The organism is Komagataeibacter europaeus, assembly GCF_002173515.1.
Lineage (GTDB): Bacteria > Pseudomonadota > Alphaproteobacteria > Acetobacterales > Acetobacteraceae > Komagataeibacter > Komagataeibacter europaeus.
In genome coordinates, this window is record NZ_CP021467.1 from 334,020 (window position 1) to 359,888 (window position 25,869).

Annotated in this window: 18 protein-coding genes; 14 read left to right on the forward strand and 4 right to left on the reverse strand. The window is 56.8% G+C overall.

Annotation, left to right across the window (positions count from 1 at the left end; all coding sequences use genetic code 11):
* Window positions 1–48: 48 nt before the first annotated feature.
* Entirely contained in the window at window positions 49–1,941 is a 1,893-nt protein-coding gene (locus S101446_RS01485; protein WP_244184362.1) for an NAD(P)-binding protein, read from the reverse strand.
* A gap of 205 nt (window positions 1,942–2,146) precedes the next feature.
* Here S101446_RS01485 and S101446_RS01490 point away from each other — a divergent pair, with 205 nt between their 5' ends.
* From S101446_RS01490 to S101446_RS01500, 3 genes are all read left to right on the forward strand, one after another.
* Window positions 2,147–4,147, forward strand: a complete 2,001-nt coding sequence (locus tag S101446_RS01490) for an NAD(P)-binding protein (RefSeq protein WP_087607381.1) — start codon at window positions 2,147–2,149, stop codon at window positions 4,145–4,147.
* 3 nt (window positions 4,148–4,150) lie between these two features.
* Window positions 4,151–5,605, forward strand: a complete 1,455-nt coding sequence (locus S101446_RS01495; protein ID WP_010507363.1) for an aldehyde dehydrogenase family protein — start codon at window positions 4,151–4,153, stop codon at window positions 5,603–5,605.
* 437 nt (window positions 5,606–6,042) lie between these two features.
* Window positions 6,043–7,452, forward strand: a complete 1,410-nt coding sequence (locus S101446_RS01500; protein WP_244184364.1) for a hypothetical protein — start codon at window positions 6,043–6,045, stop codon at window positions 7,450–7,452.
* A gap of 27 nt (window positions 7,453–7,479) precedes the next feature.
* On the opposite strand, the gene S101446_RS01505 is transcribed toward S101446_RS01500, so the two are convergent.
* The 3 genes from S101446_RS01505 to S101446_RS01515 all read right to left on the reverse strand — a co-directional run bounded on the left by S101446_RS01505 (window position 7,480) and on the right by S101446_RS01515 (window position 11,239).
* The gene (locus S101446_RS01505; RefSeq protein WP_244184366.1) at window positions 7,480–8,838 is read right to left on the reverse strand and encodes a glycosyltransferase; all 1,359 of its coding nucleotides are present in this window, start codon (window positions 8,836–8,838) and stop codon (window positions 7,480–7,482) included.
* Entirely contained in the window at window positions 8,835–9,656 is an 822-nt protein-coding gene (locus tag S101446_RS01510) for a glycosyltransferase family 2 protein (RefSeq protein ID WP_232272492.1), read from the reverse strand. The genes S101446_RS01505 and S101446_RS01510 overlap by 4 nt, the downstream gene beginning before the upstream one ends.
* A 188-nt stretch (window positions 9,657–9,844) precedes the next feature.
* On the reverse strand, window positions 9,845–11,239 hold the full coding sequence (locus S101446_RS01515) for an aminotransferase-like domain-containing protein (protein WP_087607382.1): 1,395 nt from the start codon (window positions 11,237–11,239) through the stop codon (window positions 9,845–9,847).
* A gap of 143 nt (window positions 11,240–11,382) precedes the next feature.
* On the opposite strand from S101446_RS01515, the gene S101446_RS01520 reads away from it, so the two are divergent.
* The 11 genes from S101446_RS01520 (at window position 11,383) to S101446_RS01570 (ending at window position 25,821) form a co-directional block, all read left to right on the forward strand.
* Entirely contained in the window at window positions 11,383–12,732 is a 1,350-nt protein-coding gene (locus S101446_RS01520; protein ID WP_087607383.1) for an aspartate aminotransferase family protein, read from the forward strand.
* A gap of 33 nt (window positions 12,733–12,765) precedes the next feature.
* Window positions 12,766–13,179, forward strand: a complete 414-nt coding sequence (locus S101446_RS01525) for a tautomerase family protein (RefSeq protein WP_048851661.1) — start codon at window positions 12,766–12,768, stop codon at window positions 13,177–13,179.
* 764 nt (window positions 13,180–13,943) lie between these two features.
* Window positions 13,944–16,232 (forward strand): TonB-dependent receptor, encoded by a 2,289-nt coding sequence (locus S101446_RS01530; protein ID WP_087607384.1) that lies wholly within the window; start codon window positions 13,944–13,946, stop codon window positions 16,230–16,232.
* Between the two features lie 104 nt (window positions 16,233–16,336).
* Entirely contained in the window at window positions 16,337–17,500 is a 1,164-nt protein-coding gene (locus tag S101446_RS01535; protein ID WP_010507375.1) for an amine dehydrogenase large subunit, read from the forward strand.
* Between the two features lie 65 nt (window positions 17,501–17,565).
* A complete protein-coding gene (mauA, locus tag S101446_RS01540) occupies window positions 17,566–18,135 on the forward strand; it encodes a methylamine dehydrogenase (amicyanin) small subunit (RefSeq protein ID WP_048852030.1) in 570 nt (189 codons plus the stop codon).
* Window positions 18,136–18,198: 63 nt separating this feature from the next.
* Complete coding sequence (locus tag S101446_RS01545) at window positions 18,199–18,723, forward strand: cytochrome c family protein (RefSeq protein WP_244184369.1); 525 nt, start codon at window positions 18,199–18,201, stop codon at window positions 18,721–18,723.
* A 150-nt stretch (window positions 18,724–18,873) separates the two neighbouring features.
* Window positions 18,874–20,325 carry an amino acid permease gene (locus S101446_RS01550; protein ID WP_087607386.1) on the forward strand — a complete coding sequence of 484 codons (1,452 nt, stop codon included), beginning with the start codon at window positions 18,874–18,876 and terminating at the stop codon, window positions 20,323–20,325.
* Between the two features lie 47 nt (window positions 20,326–20,372).
* On the forward strand, window positions 20,373–21,662 hold the full coding sequence (locus tag S101446_RS01555; RefSeq protein WP_244184371.1) for an NAD(P)/FAD-dependent oxidoreductase: 1,290 nt from the start codon (window positions 20,373–20,375) through the stop codon (window positions 21,660–21,662).
* 273 nt (window positions 21,663–21,935) lie between these two features.
* On the forward strand, window positions 21,936–22,406 hold the full coding sequence (locus S101446_RS01560; RefSeq protein ID WP_087607388.1) for a (2Fe-2S)-binding protein: 471 nt from the start codon (window positions 21,936–21,938) through the stop codon (window positions 22,404–22,406).
* Window positions 22,403–24,574, forward strand: a complete 2,172-nt coding sequence (locus tag S101446_RS01565) for a molybdopterin cofactor-binding domain-containing protein (protein WP_087607389.1) — start codon at window positions 22,403–22,405, stop codon at window positions 24,572–24,574. Before S101446_RS01560 ends, S101446_RS01565 begins: the two co-directional genes overlap by 4 nt.
* On the forward strand, window positions 24,571–25,821 hold the full coding sequence (locus S101446_RS01570) for a c-type cytochrome (protein WP_087607390.1): 1,251 nt from the start codon (window positions 24,571–24,573) through the stop codon (window positions 25,819–25,821). Before S101446_RS01565 ends, S101446_RS01570 begins: the two co-directional genes overlap by 4 nt.
* Window positions 25,822–25,869 lie beyond the last annotated feature (48 nt).

Consider the following 25,869-nt stretch of genomic DNA (forward strand, 5'->3'; position numbering starts at 1 on the left):
TACTGTCATCCACGCATGACGACGGGAAACCTGGCAGATTATGGCCTGTCAGGTATATCCGCGACTGACGAGGCACTCCTGCACCGCGCGTTCGGCTGCGTCTATTGCGGTATTGGTAAAGGCTGCCGCAGTGGAGTCGGCATTGGCAATGGCGATCCGTCCATAAGGTTGCCGTCCGATCACATGGGGGCGCAGGGCCGCGGGCATGTACGGATCCCCCAGCGTATCGTAAGTATAGGCATAGCCATGGGGCCACCGGTTCACGGTCAGCCCGACAATATCGTGTTCATGGTTGAAACCCAGTGGCCCGAACATGCGCTGAAGCTGGTCACGGGTTTTTGCCTCGATTTCAGGAAACGTCATGGCCAGCATTTCCTGGCGTCCCAGCCTGTTCTGTTCCTTGCGTGGCCGACCCGGTGCATTCGCATTGCGTAGCAGGTGGATCATGGTCGGACGATCGGGGGCGGGATTGGTCGTGTATCCACCAATATCTACCGGTTCGTCCACCAGCAGACGGGTATGATAGGAACAGGGTGCATAAATTGATCTGGCGGCGCATCGGCGCAGCGCCTGCCCATTACGCAGCAGAACGGTGCTATACTGCATTGGAACCTTGGACGGGTATTTCAACGCATCCTTTTGTGCATCAGGCAGGGATGGCACAATAAACGGAATGATATTGTTGAAGCACGCCATGATGACATTGTCCGCCATGACGGCGTGACGTGTATCGGCTGTACCATCCGGTTTCTGATACACCACCCGCACGGGCCTGTTATCATTTGGCCGGGCCGGGTCGCCTGTATGTTCCACGCGCACGACCATGCCGTTCAGGCGGATCCGTACCGGACCCGGTCTGTCCAACTGTGAATAATTTCCCTGTGCCATGATGACACCCGCTGCCGTTTGCGGCGTGCCAAAAAATGAGGGCACCAGCCGACCGACCAGCAGCCGTGCAATGGTGGCATTGCCGTCGGGGAAATGGAAAACAGCCGATTCATGCGGTGTTTCGTGCGTGACCTCCATCCCGTTGAAACCGGGTGCCTCCGCCTTCATCGCGTCATAGGCGGGGCAGGTGTCCACACGCATATTGTTGCGATAGGCCTTGCCTGCAAAGAAACGGATGGCCCCGTCCGACATATGGGCATAACGGCGCAGGAATGTTTCGTAACTGATCGTGCGCAGCAGGGCCTGGCGGGCATCCGGCGTCATGTCAGGCAGGTAATTGATGGCTTGCGTATGCAGGCGCAGAAGATCGGCCCGGGTTTGATCATCCAGCGGTGAATCGTGGAAAAACCGCTCCCAGTTGCCATTATGGTAACCGGGAACAAGCTGATCCCTGCCAAACGTTTCCCGATCATAAAAAACAGCCGGTTCCAGCCCTTTCAGGCGACTGGTCTTGAGATAACCGGAATAGCTGTCCGGCCGGATGCCAAGGTCCATCAGCAGGGATGTCGCGGTATAGCTGTAGGGAAAGGGGGTTTCGATACTCATCGTCCCGCCGTAGCCCAGATATGTCTGTCCGCCGTAATGGAACTCGTTCCGTTTGGCATGGCCGCCAAAATCATCATGGTTGTCGATGATTAGGATCCGGGCATCCGGCCCCATTGCGCGCTGGTAGAACAGCGCCGCCGACAATCCGGATATGCCGGCCCCCACGACAACCAGGTCATAATGTTCACCTGTGTCCGTTGCCGTGACCGGCCCGGCAAACAGTCCGTCGCGTGCCGCGTGGGCGGCTTCGAAAGAACCGGGATACTGCCCGCGCAGTCCGGTCCGCAGCGGCGGGTAGGATGCCGCCGTGCCTTTCGGGGGAACCGCGTCGGGCGCGGCAGCCTGTGCACGGGGTGGCATGGCGTTCGCCATGATCGGCACGATGACGCCCTGTATAACGTTGCGACGTGTTATCCGGGGTGTATCGGCTGGAGATTTGTCAGTCATGCCGGGTCCATGGGTATGGGTTATATCTTATTCATGCGCACCATGTTGCAATATCAGAATAAACTGCCACGGCAACGCGTATGGTACGGTTTTCCGTCCGGAAGGGTAACGTTTTCAATCGGGAACGAAAAGGCATGGTCAGGATCGGGAATTAAGATTATTTTGCGAAACCATTCCGTTCTGGTTTCAAAAGGTCTTATTCCGGATGTCAAGGAAAACAACGGTTTCCACGCCCGCGATTACGCGTCGTGATTTTATCAATGGCGTGCTGGTCAGTGGCGCGACCGGCATGATGGAAGGGCAGGCGCGGGCAGCGGGTACGGCAGGTATTGCCCCACCGGCACGGACAGGCATGCGTGGCAGTCATCCCGGTGCGTTCGAGGCGGCACATGCCCTGCGTGACGGAACCATTCCGGCCCACAGGATCCGAAAGACGGGCGAGGTCTATGACCTGGTTATCGTGGGCGGTGGACTGAGCGGTCTTTCGGCGGCCCATTTTTTTCGCAAATATGCAGGCGCAGACAAGAAGATCCTCATCATCGATAACCATGACGATTTCGGGGGACATGCCAAGCGGAACGAATTCAGTGTCGATGGCGCGCGCATGGTGCTTAACGGTGGCACGCTGGAGGTTGAATCTCCGGAACGCTACAACCAGTGGGCACGGATGATTCTGGATGATATCGGTGTCGATCTCGATCGTTACCTGAAGGAAAATGCGCCCAACGAGTCCCTTTATTCCAGCCATGGCATGGGACCGGGCCTGTTTTTTGATCAGGAAACATGGCATGCCGATACCCTGGTGCGCAGCGCCGTGGGGACGGAAAACTGCCTGAATGCCCATGCCCTGCAACATGCGCCACTCAGCCGCCACGCACGTGCCGACCTTATGCGCCTGCTTTCAGCGCGGCAGCCGGATTACCTGCATGGCCGCTCCGTTGCGGAAAAGAAGAAATTCCTCGCCAGTATTTCGTACCCGGATTACCTCAGCAACTGGGCAAAGGTCGATCCGTCCATCCTGTGGTTCTTTCGCAAGGCGGGCAGTGGTGTTTTCTGTGTCGGGTCGGATACGCTGCCCGCGCTGTTCGCCTGGACGCTGGGGCTGCCAGGGTTTTCGGGGCTGGGACTGGGGGATGTGCCGGAGGGGCTTCTGGCCGACCTGCCCGGCGGCCAGCACGGGCGGCAGAAGGAAAGCGGGCATAGCGTCCATTTCCCCGATGGCAACGCAACCCTTGCGCGCCTGCTGGTCGCCTCCCTTATCCCGGCTGCGACAAAGGCACGCACGCAGGAGGACATGGCGACCGCCACGTTCGATTATGCCGCGCTGGATCGGGCCAGATCCAATGTACGCCTGCGACTGGGCAGCATGGTCATGAATGTTGCCCATGACGGCGCCCCGGATCAGGCGCGGCAGGTATCGGTCCTGTATACGGCTGCCGGGGACGCGTCCCCCATGCAGTATCATCAGGTGCAGGCCCGGCAGGTGGTCATGGCATGCTGGAACATGTTCATTCCTTACCTTGTGCCGACACTGCCCGAGACCCAGAAGAAAGCACTTGCCTATGGCGTCAAGGGACCGATTGTTTACGTGAATGTGGCATTGCGCAACTGGCGGGCATTTGAAAAACTGGGTGTAAGTGAAATCCGTTGTCCGGGGATGTATTTTGATGAGATCTCGCTTGCCGAACCCGCGGCCCTTGGTGGACTTTCCCTGCCATCCGACCCTGATCGTCCCATTGTCATCCGCATGATCAAGACGTTCAGCGTGCCGGGTCTGTCAAAGCGCGAACAGTACCGGGCCGCGCGTGGCATGCTGCTGGGCATTTCATTCGAGACGTTTGAGCATGAAATCCGCAATCAGCTGCAGCGCGTGCTGGGTGCGGGCGGCTTTGACGCCACCCGTGATATTGCCGCCATAACCGTCAATCGCTGGCCGCATGGTTATGCCTATACCTATAACAGCCTGTATGATCCGGCTGAATGGGTGTTTACGGAAACACAAGCGCGCCCCTGCGTGGTGGGCAGGCAGCTGTTCGGGCGCATTGCAATCGCCAATTCGGATGCGGCGGCCAGTCCCCATACCGACGCGGCCTTTCTTGAAGCCCACCGTGCCGTGACGGAACTGCTGGATGCGGGCCAGTATCCGTTTGTCCCGACCGTGCCCGGCAATGCGGCTGATACACATACTAACGAAGGAAAAATGTAAGTCATGACAGGCGACAACCCGATTTCTGCGCACGCCCACCAGATGTATTGTAACGGGCAGTGGGTTACGCCAGACGGACGGGAACAGATGGATGTCATCAATCCCGCAACCGAGCAGCCCTGCGCCCGCATCACACTGGGCAATGCCCGGGATACGGAACGGGCGATCAAGGCCGCCCGGGCGGCGTTTCCCGCATGGTCCATGTCCGACCGCGCCACCCGCCTGGCGGCGCTGGAACGGATCGTGGAGATCTATAAAAGGCGCATGAAGGAAATGGCCCAGGCCATTTCACTGGAAATGGGCAGCCCCCTGACCCGTGCGTATGACAGCCAGGCCTGGGCGGGGATGGCGCATCTGGAAGAAATGGTGACGGTACTGCGTGACTTCCCGTTTGAGGAACGACGCGATGACATGCTGATCGTCCATGAAGCGGTAGGCGTTACCGGCCTGATTACACCGTGGAACTGGCCGATGAACCAGATTGCCTGCAAGGTTGCGCCGGCACTTGCGGCGGGTTGCACCATTATCCTGAAACCCAGTGAAGTTGCGCCCCTCAGCGCCTTGCTGTTTACCGAAATCCTTGATGAAGCTGGTCTGCCACCGGGTGTGTACAACATGCTGAACGGCACCGGTCCCGAAGTGGGGGAGGCGATGGCCCGTTCCCCGCTGGTCGACATGGTCTCCATTACCGGGTCCACCCGTGCTGGTGCGGCGGTGGCGCGTCTGGCGGCGGATACGGTCAAGCGCGTTCATCAGGAACTGGGCGGGAAATCGCCCAATATCATCCTGCCTGATGCCGATCTGGAACAGGCCGTGGCGCAGGGCGTGCGTAAATGCTTCAGCAATTCGGGCCAGTCCTGCGATGCGCCAACCCGCATGCTGGTCCCTGCGGCCCGGATGGAAGAAGCACTGGATATCGCCCGCCGGACGGCTGCCACCATTCGCGTGGGTGACCCGACGGACCCGGAAATCGATCTGGGCCCGGTGGTCAGCCATCTCCAGTTCGATCGCATCCAGACGCTGATCCAAAAGGGGATGGATGAAGGGGCCACGCTGGTATGTGGCGGGCCGGGTCGGCCGGAGGGCCTGACGCGCGGGTATTATGTGCGCCCAACCGTATTCGGGAATGTGACGTCCGACATGGCCATTGCACAGGAGGAGGTTTTTGGGCCGGTTCTGGTCATAATGGCCTATGATAACGAAGAACATGCGATCCAGATCGCCAATGACACGCCCTATGGTCTGGCGGCATATATCCAGTCAGGTGACCTGTCCCATGCGCGGCATGTCGCCCGTTTCCTGCGCGCGGGCAACGTGAACATCAATGGCGCCCCGTGGACCGTTGCCGCACCATTTGGCGGATATGGGCAATCTGGCAATGGGCGGGAATGCAGTGTGTATGGTCTGCGTGATTTCATGGAAATCAAGGCGATCCTCGGATACTGGACAGCATCGTAATCGGGACTGAACAGTTCAGGCTGGCCCGTACGCGCCGTTTCCATAGTGGAGATGGCGCGGCGGGCACCAGTTGGCTGTATTGGGTCTTGTAGGCTATTTCAAAGTAATTAATTAATAAAAAACAATAAAAATTTTTGGATGTTTCTTTTTTTTAAAAAGGTGGCATCGAACTGCCTAATGATTGCAGGTATTTCAAAGGCTGATGTTTCAACGGTCATTTGGCGGATCTGATCGGAATTTTTAAAACAGAAATTAATCTTATCTGAATATCCTCCTGCGCTGTCACATTGTTCTCGTGGAGAGGTTTATCAATGCACAGCAGCAGGCGGTTTACGGTTCATGTTCGGTTACTGCTCTGTTGTCTGATAACCGTGGCTGCCAATAATGCAAACGCTACGCCTGCGCACAGGACAGCGGACCTGTATGACCTGCGCGACATGGGTGCCAGACTGGATGGCGGTATTGATGATGAGTCACGGATACTGGCTGCGTATGACGCGGTTCCAGACAATGCCACGCTGATCCTGCCATGCGGGAAATGGCCGGGTATGCGCAACAGATCCGGCTATCCCTGGGCGCCTCATATCGCAGGAAAAACCGTAGCGTGGGAAGACATATGTGGTCTTTCCCTTGGCAATACGACGCAACCATTGGACCTGGCGCTGGGGGATGGGGATCTGTATATCCGCAACCTTGCAGGTGGGCGGTGGTTCCGGCGCACGGATTTTAGTGGCGGCAGTGAACATCCGACCGTCAGTATAGGATATTCAAATTACAGCGCGGACAACCGCTGGGCCTGGGGCAATGTATTCCCCGATAAACCCAATCTGGAAGTCTATACTATCAATGGGGCACATGACCCTGCCAACAGGAACGTCAATGGATCTGTTGTCGGCATAAACGATGTCATGGATTCCTATGGCAACAACACATGGTCGACACAGGATCAGGGACTGAAAATAAAAGCCAACAAGTACGGGCAAAGCAGTACATGGGCCCTGGTTTCCGAACTGAATGACTATACCGGCCTGCCGCCGCGATCATGGGCACAGACCAATGAACTGGATATCAATGCAAATGGTGCGGATACCCCGGAAAGCCTTTATGATCCCAAGCAGTCAGATAGGAAACTGCTCTATCTGTCTGCGGGGCCGCATGGTTTTGATCAGTATGTTGCCGGTAAGGACTATGATGTTGGAAACAGGGTTATCAATGTTGATCGTAGTGGAATAGCAGCCATATATATTTGCACCAGATCAGGAAAAACCGGTTTTAAGAAACTGGAATTTCCTGATCATATTCATGGCCTGGTTACTGACGGAACGGTTGTGTGGATGCGTGGCGCCGATTACAGGGTAGGCATCGGGGTCGGGATATGGGCCAATCGGGACAATAATGATCAGAATGTATCATTTAATACATTCCTTTCGGGTAATATTGTCGTCAGGAATGCCTTTATCGACACGACACAAATATCCCTGACCGAACGCAATAGCGCGATCATTCGCCTAGCTGCCAACCAGATTATTGATTTTTCCGCCGAAGGCACCAATGAGAGCAAAAATCACCATACGCTGCAGTTTTCAAATTACATGGGACATAACCAACTGGCCTATCAGGTAAAAGGAACAACAGAATTCAGCGTGGATGATAACGGGAATACATGGTCTGGCGGTATCCTGATGTCAGGGAAGGGATTACGTCTTGCATCCATGACGCGCCAGCAGATACTGAATATCCGGGATCCCCAGGAAGGGATGGAGATCAACGACAGCGACGATCATGTGCCTGTCATTTTTGAAAATGGACACTGGTACCCCATCCTGCTCGGTAAATATATTGAATAAAAGAGAGAATATATTTTCCCTATTTTCTTATGATATTTCCAGATATTTCGCGTATTCGGACATTAGCTTATATTTGGATGAAAAGACACCGACCCCCCCACAAAAATGGGCCAGGCCACGAGCTTCCATGGCATCAAAATTGCCATCAGAGAAATTGACGACATATGCCGAAAGAGATGTCAGGTCAAAACGTCCCATTTTTTTCAACGCATAATTGAAACATGGCTGGTCATAAGCTTTCAGGTCGTGTCCCCATTTCGTGTAGGCTGCATGGCAGATCCTGAGGGTTGTCTGAAACAGGGGAATTACGGACCGGATATTGTTGAAACAAAAAAGACCGGAATTGACAGATAATGCCTGCCTGTCTTCAAGATATGGATCAGTGGAAATGAATTCTCCACCAAACCAGATGTCCTGTCCTTCCTTTCCCTGTTCCGTATTCACCAGGATATTCTCATTCAACAGGGCTGTTTCAACAAGTGATTTAAGGGAGGCATTACATATAACGTCGATGTCGGAATAGATAACCGGTTGATAGGAAGAAAGCTTGTCAAAGCGCGTGATTGTAAAGCGTGCGTACAGATATTCCATCTTTGACAGGAAATGCGCCGGGATTATTTTTTTCTTGATGATGAATGCGGTGGCTTCCATCACATCGTCAATATCGAGATCGGTTATGATGATGAATGTAAAATTCACATTGGATCGTTTCATGATCGATCGTGCACATAGTATAAACATATCAAGAAATTCACGTTTCCCGAATACGCAAAAATATATTGCAGGATTCAGAACGGTTATCTGATCGATACTGATATTTCCATAGGATATGGTGCTATCACGAAATGATATATGTGAATTCTGTTCAAGGCTGAAGCTTATATCCGCATACCGGACATGGAATTTTTTTACTATACATTTTCTCGCATTGAAAAACTGTCCCAGCGATCCGGAATGGAAACCGTTTTCCATCATGCATCTCAGGAAAGCAAATCCATCATATGGAAGCAGGAAGAATTTTTCCCAGTTTTCCCGGTTGTTTTTCAGGTCCACCCTACCGTCGGGATTGGATGATATGTAGGTTGGGCCATTGGACAGAAAGATGAAATGGCCTTCCTGCTGAATCTGAAGGCAGGACATATCCCGCGGTGCAATAAAAATACGATCTTCTTTTGTATAAAGACACACTTTCTCAGCCTGAAATTTCAGGCATGAATGGCGGAGATCAAATAAAAGCGGGGTAGAGTGGGAAAGGATAGATGTGGCCTGCACATGCCCGTCCATGGACACAGATAATATATGCCCATGGAAATCCATCAACAGACAGGTACCAGAAGGCATATCATATGCGGGAAACATCATGTCGGGCCGAGTGGACAGGGTCATGGGATTTCTGGCAACAGGCCAGATAGTGTATCGATCGAGAAAATTATATTTTTTGTTTTCTTCAGGAAACGCAAGGCTGACAGATCTTCTACATCATTCAGATCAGCATAGCGGAAACCTTCCAGAACCTTTTCATCGTCGAACGCTGACGTATCCATGTCTGGATACCCGCGCTGGAGTTTCCTGATCCATTCTTCGCGGCTTTTGGTATAATAATGATTGATCTGGCACTCATCATAGATCGGAACATAACTGACGATGCCCGCCTTTTCCCATTCCGGTTCCTTGCGGTGGACATTGACGGTCTGGCCGTCAATCTCGAAAACATGGGGATTGATGCAATGCTTTGTCCTGGCGGGGTTCAGTATTGTCTTTACATGGCGTGCATTGAAAAAATGTTCGTCTGACCTTCTGGTAAAGGACTCGATGACCAGATTTTTTGGTGGCGTGATGTGCCCCGACGATCCAAACATGGCCCAGTTCAGGACGAGTGCATCATAATCGGTATATTTCTGCAGAAAGTGATTGATGTTTTCATCATGCTTGGGAACAATGAATTCATCAGAATCGATAAATGCAATCCACCTGAATTCATCACGATATGTCGAAATGCATGAATTGTAGGCATCTATCTGATAGAAATATTCTTTATTTTCCCATGCGTGATATCTGACATCCATGAAACGTGAAATTTTTTCAATTTCATTTCGCGTTCTGTCTGTTGAATTGTTATCGAATATAATAATGGAATCAAAGCCAAGGGCCTTATGGTAGCATATCCATTCTTTTATGCGGTATTCTTCATTTTTTACAATCATGCATACTGCGGATTTGAAGGGATACATTTCCAGGGCCTGATAGATTTTACCAAAGTGCGCACATCCTACAGAATGATATTTTACAATCGGTAAAGATTACGGCAGCCTGCCAGAAAGGGCTGGCCAGGAAATCCCGCATGCAAAACGGCACATTATCGGTCATCCTGATTATTAATTAATTTACGCCATTAATTTTTTATATTTTCAAGAAAGGCAAAAAGACGCGGATTATCCGCATGCGCCACATTGAACCGGAACCATTGCGATGGCTGTTCATCGGGGCGGAACAGATGGCCGGGGGCAAGCATGATGTCATATGAACATGCCCGTTCCGCCAGGGCGCGCACATCCATATCCTCCCGGAAGCGTGCCCATGCAAACATCCCGCCTGCAGGATGGAAGTAAAGCTGCATGCCGACCTGTTCCAGTCTGGCACAGACGCGTGCCTGCGCCCGCATCAGGCTTTCACGCAGATGTGCCAGATGCGGATGGTAAAGTCCGCTGCTGACGATGTTATGGACAATTTCCTCGTTCAGGGGGGCCGTGGTCAGGTTGCTGGCCATTTTCTGACGCAGGATACGCTGTGCGGTATCCGGGTCACATGCGACATAGCCTACGCGCAGTCCCGGCCCAATGGTTTTGGAAAAACTGCCGATATGGATGACCGTCTTCAGGCCGCCCAGTTGTGAAAGCGTCTGCTGCCCGTTTGGGGCAAGGTCAAGGAAGATATCATCTTCGATCACTGTCACGTTATTCTGCCGGGCAATACGCAGGACATCGTGCATGTTCTGCGCCGTGCTGCAGGTGCCGGTGGGGTTGTGCAGGATGGATGTGGTGATGAACAGGCGCGGCTGGTACTGGCGTATGATCCGTTCAAGCTGTTCGGGGCAGGGGCCGTCACGCAGGCGCGGAATGCTGGCGATCTGCAGTCCCAGCGCCTGTAGCGCCGGATAGAGATTGCAGTAACCCGGGTCTTCCACCAGGATCGTATCGCCCCGTGTCGAAAGACAGCGGACCGCCAGTTCCAGCGCCTGGCTTGCCCCATGTGTCAGGATGATGCTGCTTTCCTCGCACCCGATGTCCCGACGCGCCAGCATCTGCCGGATGTTGTGCCGCAACCCGGCATGGCCGTAGGGATTGCCATATTCCAGCATGCTCGCCAGTTTCTGTGCGGACAGCCCCGTCAGCGCACGCTGGGCCGCCGATGTAAACAGCATGTCAGACGGAAGCCAGCCGCATCCGGCCTTGATGACCGGGGCCTCGTCCTCATACGCATGCTGGAGCAGCCACATCGAATCAATCGACCGCTGTAGCATCGGTGTCTCGGGTGTCGGCCCCGTGACGAAATACCCCCGGGTGCCACGACTTTCCAGTAGCCCCGCAGTCGCCAGGCGCAGATAGGTATTGGCGACCGTAATGGTGCTGACCCCGCATTGTCGTGCCATGCGCCGGATGGAGGGCAGGCGTTCCCCCCGACGTAGCACGCCGCTGCGGATACGGTCTTCAATATCCTGCCCGATCTGGCCGACCAGGGGCTTGGGGTTGCGCCGGTCCGGATTGGGAAAGGGAGATGAGGAAGTCATGGTGGATGTGTTCCCAATCAGTACAGTTTCATGATGTGTCGGCTGATTGTACATATACAGGATGTCGGTTGGGTATTACGTTTATGGAATGAATCGTCTCCGCACCAGGGATTGGGGGCGTATTTCGGTAACAGGATTGTAATATGGCTCAGGATTCAGAAAAAGCGGATCTCCTCCGTAACGAGCGTGAAGGGGTTTACTGGCAACCTTTTACCGCCAACCGCCTGCTGCGCGCCGATATGGAAGCGCGTACGCTGGTCAGCGCCAAGGGGGCATATTACACCACCAGCGAAGGTAACAAGGTTTTTGATACCCTTTCGGGTCTGTGGTGCACCCCGCTGGGCCACGCCCATCCGCGCATTGTCGAAGCCGTGCGCAAGCAGGCCGAGACACTGGATTTCGCGCCATGTTTCCAACTGACCCATCCCGGCGCCATTTCGCTGGCCGAACGGATTGCCGATCTTGCCCCGCAGGAGATGAATCACGTCTTTTTCGCCAATTCCGGATCGGAAGCGGTGGATACGGCACTTAAGGTTGCGCTGGGCTATCACCGGATCAAGGGCGCGGGTAACCGTTTCCGCATGATCGGGCGCGAACGCGGGTATCATGGCGTGGGCTTTGGCGGCATGTCCGTGGGTGGCATCGTGTCCAACCGCAAGATGTTTGCCGCAGGCATGATGCCGGGTGTCGACCATCTGCGCCATACCTATGAACCGCAGCACATGGCCTTTACCCGCGGGCAGCCGACATGGGGCACGCATCGGGCGGAAGATCTGGTCCGGCTGGTGACCCTGCATGATGCATCCACCATCGCGGCGGTCATTGTCGAACCGGTACAGGGATCAACGGGCGTGATCGTGCCGCCGGTCGGCTACCTGCAGCGCCTGCGTGAAATCTGCACGGCCAATGGCATCCTGCTGATTTTTGATGAAGTCATTACCGGATTTGGCCGCATGGGCGAAAATTTCGGTGCCCAGCGTTTTGGCGTGACGCCGGATATCATCACCTTTGCCAAGGCGGTCACCAACGGTATCGTGCCGATGGGTGGCGTGATCGTTACCGACGAAATCTACAATACTTTCATGACCGGCCCGGAAAATGCCATCGAGTTCTGTCATGGCTATACCTATTCCGGTCACCCCATGGCGGCGGCCGTAGGGCATGTGGTGCTGGATGTCATGCGCGAGGAAGGTCTGGTTGCCCGGGTGCGTGAACTTGAACCCGTGCTGGAGGACGCCATACACAGCCTGAAGGACCTGGATGTCATTGCCGATATCCGTAATATCGGGCTGACGGCGGGCATTGACTTCAAGCCGGTGGACGGCAAGCCCGGTGCGCGTGGACTGGCGCTGTTTGAAGCAGGCCTGCGCAACGGACTGCTGCTGCGCTGCACGGGTGATACGGTGTCGTTCGGTCCCCCGTTCATCTCTACCGCGCAGGAACTGCGTGACATGGTTTCGACACTGCGCAAGCTCATTACCCAGGTGGGCTGAGTAACTGGTTTCAGATAGAAAAAGGAAAATATCATGCCTTTGCTGCATTTCCACGTTGTGAAGGGTCAGCGAAACCCGGCCGAACTGCGCAGCCTGCTGGACGCGGCGCACGATGCCATGCTGGAAGCCTTCAAGGTACCGGCGCGTGATCGCTACCAGTTGGTATCCGAGCATGAACCGACCCATATGGTGATCGAGGATACGGGGCTGGATATTCCCCGTACGCCCAAGGTCGTGCTGCTGCAGGTCGTTTCCCGCCCGCGTGGCAAGGAACAGATTGCCGCGTTCTATAAATTGCTGGCGGAAACACTGCAGGCCCGCTGTGGCCTGGCGCCATCCGACCTGATGGTCTCCATTATTGAAAATCAGGATGAACACTGGAGCTTTGGCCTTGGCCGCGCGCAGTTTCTAACTGGCGAACTGCCATTGCCGGGCGCACCGGCCTGATATGATACAGCCGGGCTTCATGAAGTCCGGCTGTCTTCTTTTTTGTTCCGTTTGGCAACAAGAATTAATATTTATATTTAATACACAAAATAAAAAGTAAATGTAATTACATTTCAATAAATTAATACAGTTAAGAAATATATTGTAATGCATGCGCTACAATATAACAGAGCCGTTGGCGTAAACGGGCTAGTATTGGGCAAGTCAATTGCTTGCAGGGGGCACTGATTTTTTTAACGGGGGTGTGTTGCATGTTTAACACAGGTTGCGCCCGATGACGCATCCCGCGCGGATGGAGATCCGGCATGCATGATATAACACGTTCCAGTCACATTCGATCAGTGTGATGCAATTGAATATATACAATACAATATTGATTTTTAATCGATTTTAATTTCGATCCCGTTTTTTGACCGAACTGATATGCTCCGCATGGTGGCAATGGCCATGTGGCCACTGTCAGGTGTGTCGTTACGGCCACAGATATCGCTACACTTCCGAAATTGTAATGGGAAAGAAAGATTGTTCCTATGCAGCGTTGATTGTTCCGAATAGAAAATGGGCATTGATCGAAACCTGAATTCGGGATGCGTGGGAGAGTTGAGCGGATGTGGATGTTGAGACCAAGGTACATATCTTTACTTCTGACATCATCAGCGCTGATTTTCGGCGGTGACCATCATGCCCGGGCGCAGTCCGTACAGTCTTCTTCCGATACGGGTTCTTCCACGGTCACGCCGGCGCATCATCCGATCCGGGGAAGCATGGGCGGGGCGAAGCAGGTCCACGTTACCACCAACAGCAATGCGCGCGTGACCGCTGGCAAGCCGGAAGTCCTGACGGTCAGCCATACCCGTCGCGCCATTTCGCATAATAGTGAAAACGTGATTGGCAAGAAGGAACTGGCACAGCAGGTGCCGGGCCAGAACGTGCTGAAGGCCGTTGGGCAGTTGCCTGGCGTCAGCTACAGTTCCACTGACCCGCTGGGTATCGATACCTGGGGCGCCAGCGTTTACATGCGCGGTTTCTTCATGAACCAGTTGGGCGTGACGCTTGATGGCGTGCCGCTGAATGATCAGACCTATACCACGACCAACGGCCTGAATATTGCGAATGCGTGGATATCCGACGATATCGGCCGGGTCAGCGTTTCGCAGGGGGCCGGGGCGGTTGACCTGCCATCCAATACCAATCTTGGCGGGACGATGCAGTTCTTTACTGCGGATCCCAAGGAAAAGGCTGGTGCCACCGTCTCGCAGGGCTTCGGCAGCTATGCGATGAAGCGCACCTATGTCCGGGTGGACAGCGGCAAGCTGAACAAGACCGGAACCCGTTTCTATGTGGCATATTCGCGTGATTTCGAAAAGAAATATGACGCAGATAGCCCTGATTTCATGCAGCAGGTGAATGCGAAGCTTGTCCAGCCGATTGGCGAGGAAAGCAAGATGACCGCATTCTTTAACTGGAACAATGCCGAAGTTTACGGCTATCTGGATAAATCGTTGGGATCGCTGCAGAAGTATGGCTGGCGGCAGGAGTTGTTGTATCCCAACTATGCGCAGGCCTACAGCTATGCGGAGGGGAATTATCCTTCTGGCTGGAATTCGCTGACAAGCGGCAACTATACCCAGCTTTATGATGCCGGGCAGTCCACGCAGGATTATATCGGTGGCATCAATTTCGACCTGAAGCTGGCCAATAACCTGCGTTGGAAGACGACGCTTTATGCGCATCGTGACCTTTCCAACGCAACATACAGCGCGCCAGGCACATACTCTCCCGGAACGGGCGCGCCTCTGTCCGAACAGGTCTGGATGAATCGCGAGATGCGCGAGGGCTTCAATACCTATTTCGAATACAAGATCGGCAATCATACCATCAATACAGGTGCATGGTATGAAAACAACTCCAGTTCCGCATTGACTGATTACTTCAATGAGCCTGCGCTGGGACATGGTGCGCCGCTGACCACGACTGGTCCCTATACCACCTATGGTCAGGCGTTCGCGACCGGTTGGGCATACAAGTGGAGCACCAATACGTTCCAGTATCATGTCATGGATACGTGGCGCATCCTGCCCAATTTTACGGCGACCTATGGTTTCAAGTCCATGCTGCAGACCACGGCAGGGGGGGATTATGCGTATGACCCGACCGGGAATTATTCCGGCCTGACCAATCCGGGGCCCACGGGTTCGATGACATCCGCCGCGGCATTCCTGCCTGCGGTAAACCTGGACTGGCGTTTCCTGCCGGGTCATGAACTGTATTTCGATTTTGCAGAAAACATGCGCCCCTACAGTGCATCCCCCTATGCCAGCGCGAATGAGCCGGGGCCGTGGATGGTCCAGACGCAGTCGCAGTTCAACCAGTTGAAGAAGACGCTGACCCCGGAACGCGATTTTACCTATGTGCTGGGTTATCGTTATTCGTCACGCCTGCTGACGGCCGGGATCGATGGTTACCATTCCGACAACTATAATCGCCTGATTTCCGCGGCAAGCGGCATCGGTGGCGGTGACCAGTCGGCTTCCTTCATCAATTCCAAGCATGCCAGCCAGTGGGGCATGGATGCGGTGCTGACGGTTACCCCTGTCAAGGGACTGGCGATCACCAACTCGGTCAGTTACAACCACTTTGCCTATGCGGCCAATGTACCGATCTGCCTGACGTCTGCCACAACAGGGTGCTACAACCTGCGCGGCAAGAAAATGGATGGCTACCCGTCGGTCATGTATAAGGCGAACCTGTCCTATACCTGGCATAAGGCTTCTGCCTACCTGGATGTGAACTACTACTCCAAACGACAGTATTCGCTGCTGAACGATACCCACGTGCCCGCATACTGGCTGGCAAACCTGGGGGCGAGCTATCATTTCGGCAAGGTTGGCTTCCTGCATAACGTGACCGCCAGCTTCACTGTCTACAACCTGTTCAACGCCAAGTACATCTCCATGATGGGCGAAAATGGTTTCCCGGCCAGTGGGGACATGCAGTCCATCGAACGTGGTGCCGTGCGTGAATACTTTGGCACGATCAAGGCTGAATACTGATATTTGACCTAACAAAATACAGCGGGGCCGGGTAATGGAAGGGTGCGGAATGCGTCGGTCTTTCCCGGCTGCCTGTTCGCTGTCGTGAAAGGATAGCCAGGGCAATGACGTGTTTTTCCAGACCCAGGTACCTGCTGCTGGCCAGCGTTATCGGAATGGGGGTATCGGTGGGGGATATGGCGAAAGCCATCCCTCCCGTTCTTCAGCCGGAACAGAGCGACGTGGCCAGCCTTCCCCCAATGGGCGACCATTCGGTTCTGGTGGCCACGGGGGAACAGTCCTTTACCCTGTATGACGGGGACAAGGGACGGATACTGGGCACGCTCCCTGCCGAGATGGTCGATAATATCGCCATTGCCCCCGACCGTAAGGATATTTACGTCGCCGTAACCATGTGGAGCCGGGGAGATCATGGCACGCGGGAAGATTTCCTGCGGGACTATGACGCACATACCCTTGACCTGACACATGAAATTGAACTGCCGCCCCGTGGTCTGGCGGTATTCAAGCAGCAGAACCTGGAACTCAGTCAGGATGGCCACTGGGCATTCGTATTCGACATGAGTCCCGCGACTGGCGTCACCGTGGTTGACCTGCATGAACACAAGGCAGCCCGGACGGTTGACATACCCGGTTGCGCATTGATCTTCCCCTGGGCGCATGATGGTTTTTCCACCATCTGCGGTGACGGATCCCTGACCAACGTGGCGCTGGCGGGCAATAACGTAAACGTCACCCACAGCAAGCCGTTTTTCGATGCCAACCGCGATCCCGTATTTGAACAGAGCCAGGTTGATCGCAAGACGGGCAAGGCCCTGTTCATAAGCTATACCGGACAGGTTTATCCCGTCACATTGGGGGCAACGCCCGTCATGGGCAAAACCTGGTCGCTACAGGCTGCAGCAGGCCAGTCCGCAGCCGGTACGGGACAGCAGGAACAGGCATGGCGTCCGGGTGGAGACCAGCCATTTGCATGGCATGAAGCAGACAACAGGCTGTATGTCCTGATGCATGTGGGGGGATACTGGACCCACAAGCAGGAAGGGACCGAGGTCTGGGTCTATGATGTCACGACCCAGCATCTGTTGCAGCGTATTGACCTGCCTTCGCCCGCCAAGGGCATTACAGTCAGCCCCGATACAGCCAATCCACAGATATATGCCATGCTGGCATCCAAGAAGATGGCCATTTTGTCTGCCACAACCGGTCAGGTTGAAAAAACGGTTGAGGCAAAAGCCAGTGGCATTTCAATTGTGCCGCAGCCGTAACCGGCGACCCGTCTTCTGTATGTGAATGTTCCAAAAGCGACTGGAAAGTTTAAGGGATCTATCGGATGAAACCATCATTTCTGGAGCAGATAGGGGAACAGTTAACCCGTAAGCTGGCTTCATCATCCTCGCGCCGTGGTGTGCTGGGACGGGTGGGGACGGCCATGGTCGCCGGTGGTGTTTTCCCGCTTCTGCCGGTACAGCGCGCCAGGGCCGCGGCGGGAAGTGCCGCACCCAGGCCGGCGGATGTGACGACATTGTCCGATTTTGAACGGCGCGCCCAGTCATCCGATCCCACAAAATGCAATTACTGGCGGCATTGCGCGATTGACGGCGTGCTGTGCGGGTGCTGTGGCGGTGGTATCCATACCTGCCCGCCGGGCACGCAGCCTTCGCCGGTATCGTGGATCGGCACCTGTCGTAATCCGGATGACGGGCGTTCGTATGTCATCGCCTATCGTGATTGCTGCGGGCGTACCACCTGTACCACGTCATCGGATTGCGAATGCAATACGGCAGACCGCGAAATGCCGATTTACCGACCACAGACCAGCAATGACATCATCTGGTGTTTCGGTACGACCTCCGCCGCCTATCATTGTTCTACCGCTGCCATAGTCGGGCAGGCTGAATAAGTACAGAAAACGGTTATGCAGATGCGTAGGGAACGGCCCGGTCCATGGTTTTTGCCGATTGCAATGTCTGTCGCTACCATCCTGGCATTCAGTGCCGCGTTACCCCTGACCGCCCATGCCGATGGCGGGAATGCGCATCCGGCAGGGGAGAATGGACCTGTGCTGTCACAGGTCAGGGCGCATTATCTGGTCGGTTGTGGCGGCTGCCATGGCATAACGGGGGTATCGGCATCTGATGTCGTACCTGATCTGAAGGGACAGGCCGGATATTTCCTGTGTTCGCCCAAGGGGCGCGAATACATGATCCATCTGCCCAATGTTGCGTTTTCCCCGCTGTCTTCGGCCGATCTTGCCGATCTCATGAATTATGTTGCGTTTGGCCTGGGGGGCGATAGCGTGCCTGCGGGCGCGCCCCCCTATACCACAGCCGAGGTGGCGCGGTTGCGACAGGCGCCGTTCCGTAACTACAGCCTGCAATCCTACCGGCTTGATGTGGTGCGTGAGGTCATTCATGCCTGTCCGCAGGCGGCAACGGTCATTCATGCCTATGACCTTGCGCTTGATAAGCGTGAAATAGACAATAAATGAAACTGGTTGTGAAAGGATAAACCAACCGGATACAGCCCCCATATTTTCCCTGCGCATGGCGCATGGGAGCGGGTTGGTGGGGGTGACGTGTATTGTAACTCATGATTCCTGCGCCATACGGAATGTGCAGTGTCAGGGCAGGAGAAGCATATGAGCCGGATTCCCCCACACAACAGTGCTGCTGAAGCCCCGTCACAGGCGGCACGGCTCAAGGACCGGCATGTGTCGATGATTTCCATTGGCGGCGTGATCGGGGCCAGCCTGTTTGTCGGATCATCGACCGCAATCGCAACGGCGGGCGCGGGGGCGCTGTTTTCCTATTTCCTGTCTGGCATCATGGTCATGTGCATTACCCGCATGCTGGGGGAAATGACGGTTGCTTCCCCCGGGACGGGATCGTTTGTCGGCCAGATACGGCGTGGCCTCGGCCCCCGCGTGGCGTTTGTCGCTGGATGGCTGTACTGGATCATGTGGGCTACCGTCCTGGGGTTCGAGGCCATTGCCGCCGCGGCCTTTCTCGCACCCTATGTGCCCTTGCCGTATCTGGTGATCGAACTGCTGACGGTCGCCATCATGACGGTGGTCAACCTGTTTTCCGTGCGTGGGTATGGGGAGTTCGAATACTGGTTCTCCGCCCTCAAGATCATCACCATCATTGTATTCATCCTGCTTGCCCTGTCCGGTCTGCTCGGGCTCTGGTCGCATGTGAAAGTGGCGTCCGGCCTGTTTTCCGTCGCGGGTCTCGTGCCGCATGGCACATTCGCGCTTTTTGCGGTGATACCGGGTATCATGATGTCCATGGCCGGGGCGGAAATAACCAGTATTGCCGCATGTGATACCACAGATCCGGCCGGTAACGTCGCCCGTTCGACACGGACCGTGGCGCTGCGGATCATGATTTTCTATCTGGCATCCATCGGGTTGATCCTGCTGCTGCTTCCGCTGTCGCGCGTCGTGCCGGGTTCTTCGCCCTTCCTGGCCACGCTGGATTATATCGGCATTCCGTTTGCGCGTGCCCTGATGACCGCCGTCATGCTGATCGCCACGCTGTCCGCCCTGAATTCCGGGATCTATATTACCTCGCGGGTCCTGTGCGACCTGGCGGAAAACCATGACGCGCCGCGCATGTTCCTGCAGCGGGACGGGCAGGGTACGCCCGCGTGCGCCATTCTGTGCGGCAGTGCGGTTGCGGTCATTATCGCTGTCATCGGCATGCTGGCGCCGGGGCGGGTATTCAGCTTCCTGGTCAGTGCAAGCGGCACCTTCATCCTGTTTGACTATGTGCTGATCGTGCTGGCCCATATCCGCCTGCGGCGCGCCTGCCTGCGTAATGGTGAAACGGTGTCCCTGCCCATGTGGGGGTTTCCGTTTCTGTCCTATGGTATGCTGGCCTGCCTGCTTGGCGCGCTTGTCACAATGTTTTTTGCAACGGATCATACACGTCAGGAAATCGTGCTGAGCACGATCAGCCTGGGCCTGATCATCGTTGTGGAATACCTGTCCGTGGGATATCGGACGCGGCGCCGGATGGCCCAATGTCAGGCTGAACGGAATGATGCATCCGGCACAACCCTGCGTGGTGATCCTGCCCGGTTGTCATGATGTCCTGATGCCGGCCTGGCCGGATTATGCTGGAGTACCCGTTTTCCATGGTTTCATCTTCCATCAAATCCCTTCCTCCCAGCCTGTACGCGGCCATCACCCCGCCCGGCCCGGATGCGCCTGTCCTGACATCGGCGCAGGTGACCGATACCGTGATCATCGGTGGCGGCATTACCGGCCTGTCGGCTGCCCTGCATCTTGCGCAGGCAGGGCACAAGGCCATGGTGCTGGAAGCGAACGCCATTGGCTGGGGGGCATCTGGGCGTAACGGGGGGCAGGTCAATCCCGGCCTCAAATATACCCCTGCCGAGGTCGAACGTGACATGGGTGCGCGCGGTCGTGCCCTGGTTGAAGCGGCATGGAATGCGCCCGATCTGGTTTTCGACCTGATCGAACGGCATGGCATTGAGTGTGACGCGGCGCGTGGCGGCACGATCCGGGCCGCGACGGCATCGGGCCAGCTGGACCATGAACGGACCCTGTTCAACGAATGTCGTGAACGTGGTGGCCCGGTCACATGGCTCGATCAGGGTGATATTGCCCGGCACACCGGGACAGACCGTTACTGTGGCGGGTTTATCGATGCACGTGGAGGGCAGATTAACCCCCTGGCCTATACACGGGGTCTGGCCCGGGCGGCGATGGACGCCGGTGCGGCTGTGCATGTGAACAGCCCGGTCCTTTCCCTACGGCGGGACGGGGGAAAATGGCAGGTCAGGACACCGGCGGGCAGCGTGCATGCGCGGCAGGTCGTATTCGCCACCAATGGCTATACGGGCCGGTTGTGGAACCGGCTGCGCCGCACGCTGGTCCCGGCCTATAGCGCGATTGTTGCGACCGACCCACTGCCTGAATCCGTACGTACGCGCATCCTGGCGCAGCGTGAAGTCGTGTATGAACTGGGTGAGCTGGTTACCTATTACCGGATTGATGGGGCGGGGCGACTGCTGATTGGCGGGCGTTCAGCCTCGCTCGACCTGTCCGGGCCGGAAACCTTTCCGTTCCTGCAGCAGCATGCACGGCGGCTATGGCCGTTTTTGGGTGATGTGACATGGCGTTACGGGTGGAACGGACAGATCGCCATTACGCTGGACCATTATCCCCACTGGCATGAACCGATGGAAGGGATCATGGCATGCGTCGGCTATAACGGCCGGGGGGTTGCCATGGCCACGCTGATGGGGCGTGAGATCGCGCGGCGGGTAGAAGGGACCGGTGCAGGGGACCTGCTGCTGCCTGCTTCGCCAGTACGTCCCATTCCCGCCCATTTTGGCTGGCGCATCGGGGTTGCTGCCGCCGTGATACGGGGCCGCATCATGGACCGGCTGGCGCGATAACCTGAACCCGGGACCGGTTGCCGCTGGCGATACCGTCACCGGACGCCGGTACCCGGGAACCCGTATTTTCCCGCCATGAATATGGCTGCCAGATTGCCTGACAGTAATGTTTCTGGCGGAATACTTTGTGCTGCCGACAAAAGGATGACGGTATCACTGTATTCCGTCGGGAATATACCTGCTGATTGAACTTGTTACGGAACCGCGATACAGTCAAACACGAAATCAATAGACCGCGGCAGGCGGGGCATATTCACTCAGAACAGGAATATCATGCTGATATTGCAGATTAATGGCAAAAGTGTCGAGGTGGACGTCGACCCCGATACGCCTTTGCTGTGGGTGCTGCGTGACGTGCTGGGCATGACCGGGACCAAATATGGCTGTGGCATTGCGGAATGTGGCGTATGCACCGTGCATGTCGATGGCAGGCCCGTGCGGTCATGCTCCCTGCCGGTGGGACTGATCGGGCCCCGGAAAGCCATAATCACGATCGAGGGGCTGCAGGCGGATCCCGTTGCCGCAGCCGTGCGCAAGGCCTGGCTGGATATTGACGTGGTGCAGTGCGGCTACTGCCAGCCCGGGCAGATCATGGCTGCGATCGCCCTGCTGAAAAAAATTCCCAATCCCACTGATGAACAGATCGAGGCGGGCATGTCGGGCAACCTGTGCCGGTGTGGAACCTACATGCGTATCCGTGCCGCCATCCGTAATGTCGCCGCAGCCCAGGGGGCAACCCCATGACGTCGAAACGCATTTCTTTCCCGGCACTCCGGCGCAGGCAGGTTCTGGGCGGGGCAGGGGCCTTCGTGCTGGCCGCCATCCTGCCCGCCGGGCGCAGCCGTGGCGCGGGCATGCTGGTGGAAGATGCAACCGCCAGCTTCGCCCCCAATGCCTATATCCGGATCGGCAGTGACAATATCGTTACGATGATCCTGCCCAATATCGAGATGGGGCAGGGGATCTATACATCCTCCGTCATGCTGATGGCCGAGGAACTGGGCATTGATCCCCAGTCCGTCCAGATCGAGGCCGCACCGCCCGGTGGCGGGGCCGAGATTACCGGCGGGTCCACCTCCTCCATGACCGAATGGATGCCGTTGCGGCAGGCAGGTGCTGCGGCGCGCACCATGCTGCAGCAGGCCGCCGCCGCACGCTGGTCGTGCGCCCCGGGCGCCTGTGTGGCGCAGGACGGCTATATACTCGGCCCCACCGGGCAGCGCCTGTCCTATGGCGAACTTGCGGCGGATGCGGCGAACCTGCCGGTGCCGAAGGATGTTGTTCTGAAAATCCCGGCACAGTTCCGCCTGATCGGCCGCCCGATGCACCGGCTGGACAGTCAGGTGAAGGTGGACGGGCAGGCCACGTTCGGCATTGACGTGCAGGTGCCCGGCCAGAAGGTCGGCGCGGTGGCGGCCTGTCCCGTGATCGGTGGGCACGTTGGCCATGTCGATACACAGGCGGCGTTGAAGATACGTGGTGTGGTTGCCGTATTGCAGATTGATGATGCGGTCTGCGTTGTGGCCGACCACTACTGGGCTGCGCGCAAGGGACTGGCGGCGCTGGATGTGCAGTGGGTCGAAGGACCGAACGCCACGGTCGATACGCAGGCAATCTATCGGCAGTTGGAAGGCGGCCTGTCCGGTTCCGCCATCCTGGCGGACCATCATGGTGATGCACAGCAGGCCATAACCCAGGCACATGGGCGGTACAGCGCGACCTATCGCCAGCCCCTGCTGGCCCATGCTACGATGGAGCCGATCAACTGCACCATCCATGTCCGCCCCGATGGCTGCGACATATGGACCGGCACGCAGGTGGCTGAACGCGCGCGTGATACCACGGCGGAAGTCACCGGCCTGCCCAAGGACAGGATCAGGCTGCACAGTCAGTATATCGGTGGCGGCTTCGGGCGCAGGCTGGAACATGAATATGTGACGCAGGCCGCCCGCTTCGGGCGACAGGTTTCCCATCCGCTCAAGATCATCTGGAGCCGGGAGGAAGATATTACCCGTGACCGTTTCCGTCCCGCCTATCTGGACCATCTGGAAGCGGGACTGGACGAACGTGGCTATATCACCGGCCTGACGCATCGCATCGTCGGTCCTGCCGTGGTGGCGCGATGGGAACCCTCTGGCCTGGGTGCCAACGGGTATGATGATGACCTTTCGGTCGGCACTGTCATCACGCCCTATACCTATCCGGCCTATCGCCTGGAATTCGCACGGCGTGAACCTCCCGGTGTGATTACCGCATGGTGGCGCGGGGTGGGTGGCACGCGTGGACTGTTCGTGGTGGAGGGATTCATTGACGAACTGGCGCAGCGCGCGGGCGTCGACCCCGTGGCCTATCGCCGTGAAATGGTGCGCAACAACCCGCGCGCCCTTGCGGTGCTGGAACGCGTGGCGCGTGAATCCGGCTGGGGCACGCCGCTGCCGCCTAATTGCGGGCGCGGGGTCGCGCTGCAGTTTGCCTTTGGGTCGTACCTGGCCACGGTTGCTGAAATCGAAATGGCCGGTCCGCACGATGTCCGCATCCGGCGCGTGACCTGCGCCGTGGATTGCGGGCAGGTCATCAATCCCGACCAGATTGCGGCACAGATCGAAGGCGGGCTGATCTTTGGTTTCAGTGCCGCATTGTATAACGAGATTACCTTGGAAAAAGGGCGCGTGCAGCAGGACAATTTCCATACATGGCGCGTCATGCGCATGAACGAGGCCCCCGGGCGGATCGATGTCCATCTGATCGAGAGTACGGAATCCCCCGGTGGCATAGGGGAGACAGGCACCGCCGCCGCCGCCCCCGCGCTGGCCAACGCCATGGCGGCGGTCCAGAAACGGCGTTACCGCTTTTTGCCGCTGCTTTCCCCCCTTAACCAGCCTTCTGGCCATGAGAAGGAGCAGCAGGGATGACCATGACAGAACGTGGCCTTGGCCGCATCACCGGCATGCTGTTCGCGCTTCTGGCCAGCACGGGCATCCATGGGGCGCAGGCGGCCGATGCCCCTGATGGGCAGTACCTGACCCGCGCGGCCGATTGCGAGGTCTGCCATACCCGCCCCGGTGGCACGCCATTCGCAGGTGGGCGTGCGTTTGCCATTCCCGGCATGGGGGTGATCTATTCCCCCAACATCACGGCGGACCGGCAGGCAGGTATCGGCGCGTGGACGGATGACCAGTTCGTCAAGGCGGTCCGTGACGGGGTTTCGCCGGGGTGGAAACACCTGTACCCGGCCATGCCCTACCGTGATTACGCGTATATGACGCCAGACGAGGTCAAGGCCATCCGCGCCTATCTGGCGACCCTGCCGAGCAGTGCCGCGCGGCCGCCGGAAAATACCCTGAAATTCCCGTTTTCGATCCGTTCAGCCATGATTTTCTGGAATCTGGTCAACGGACCGGCATCCTCCCACCCTGATGATCCTGCCCACACCCCATCGTGGAACCGCGGCCGGTATCTGGTCGAGGGGCCGGGACACTGCGCGGAATGTCATTCACCGCGTACGTTCACCATGGGTGTGTCCGCCACCAATGCCTATGCCGGGGCGGATGTGGGGGGATGGCGGGCGTATAACATCACGTCCTCGAAAACCGACGGGATTGGCGCATGGAGCGCTGATGACCTGGCCACCTATCTGTCCACCGGCCATGCGGATGGCCATGGCAGCGCATCGGGTGACATGGGGGATGTTGTCAGCCACAGCCTGCGTTTCCTGACCCGTCAGGATATCGATGCCATGGTTGAATACCTGCGCGACATTCCCGCGCGGTCTTCCACGGATGGCGCGCCGCCTGCCGTCACACAACCGACAGCCACCCACGATCAGGCAGACAGCCATGGCGCCATGCTGTATGCGGGGGCGTGTGCCGGATGCCACCTGCCTGATGGGAGCGGGCGACAGAACCCGGTAGCCTCCATCGCCGGGGCACGTACGACGCTGGGGGCCGCGAACGGGCAGAACCTGCTGCAGGTCCTGACTCATGGCAGTGCATTGCAGACGGCGACTGGCACCGCCGCGATGCCCGCGTTCCATGGTGGGTATTCCGATCAGGATGTGGCGGATATCGCCAATTTCGTCATGCACCATTTTGCCCGGTCTTCCACAACGGTGAGTGCTGCGGATGTGGCGAAGGCAAAAACCGCGTCCGCACCGGAATAGGGCGGCATGTTCCCATAATGCCCCGGCCTGCATGCCGGGGCGGGGGCT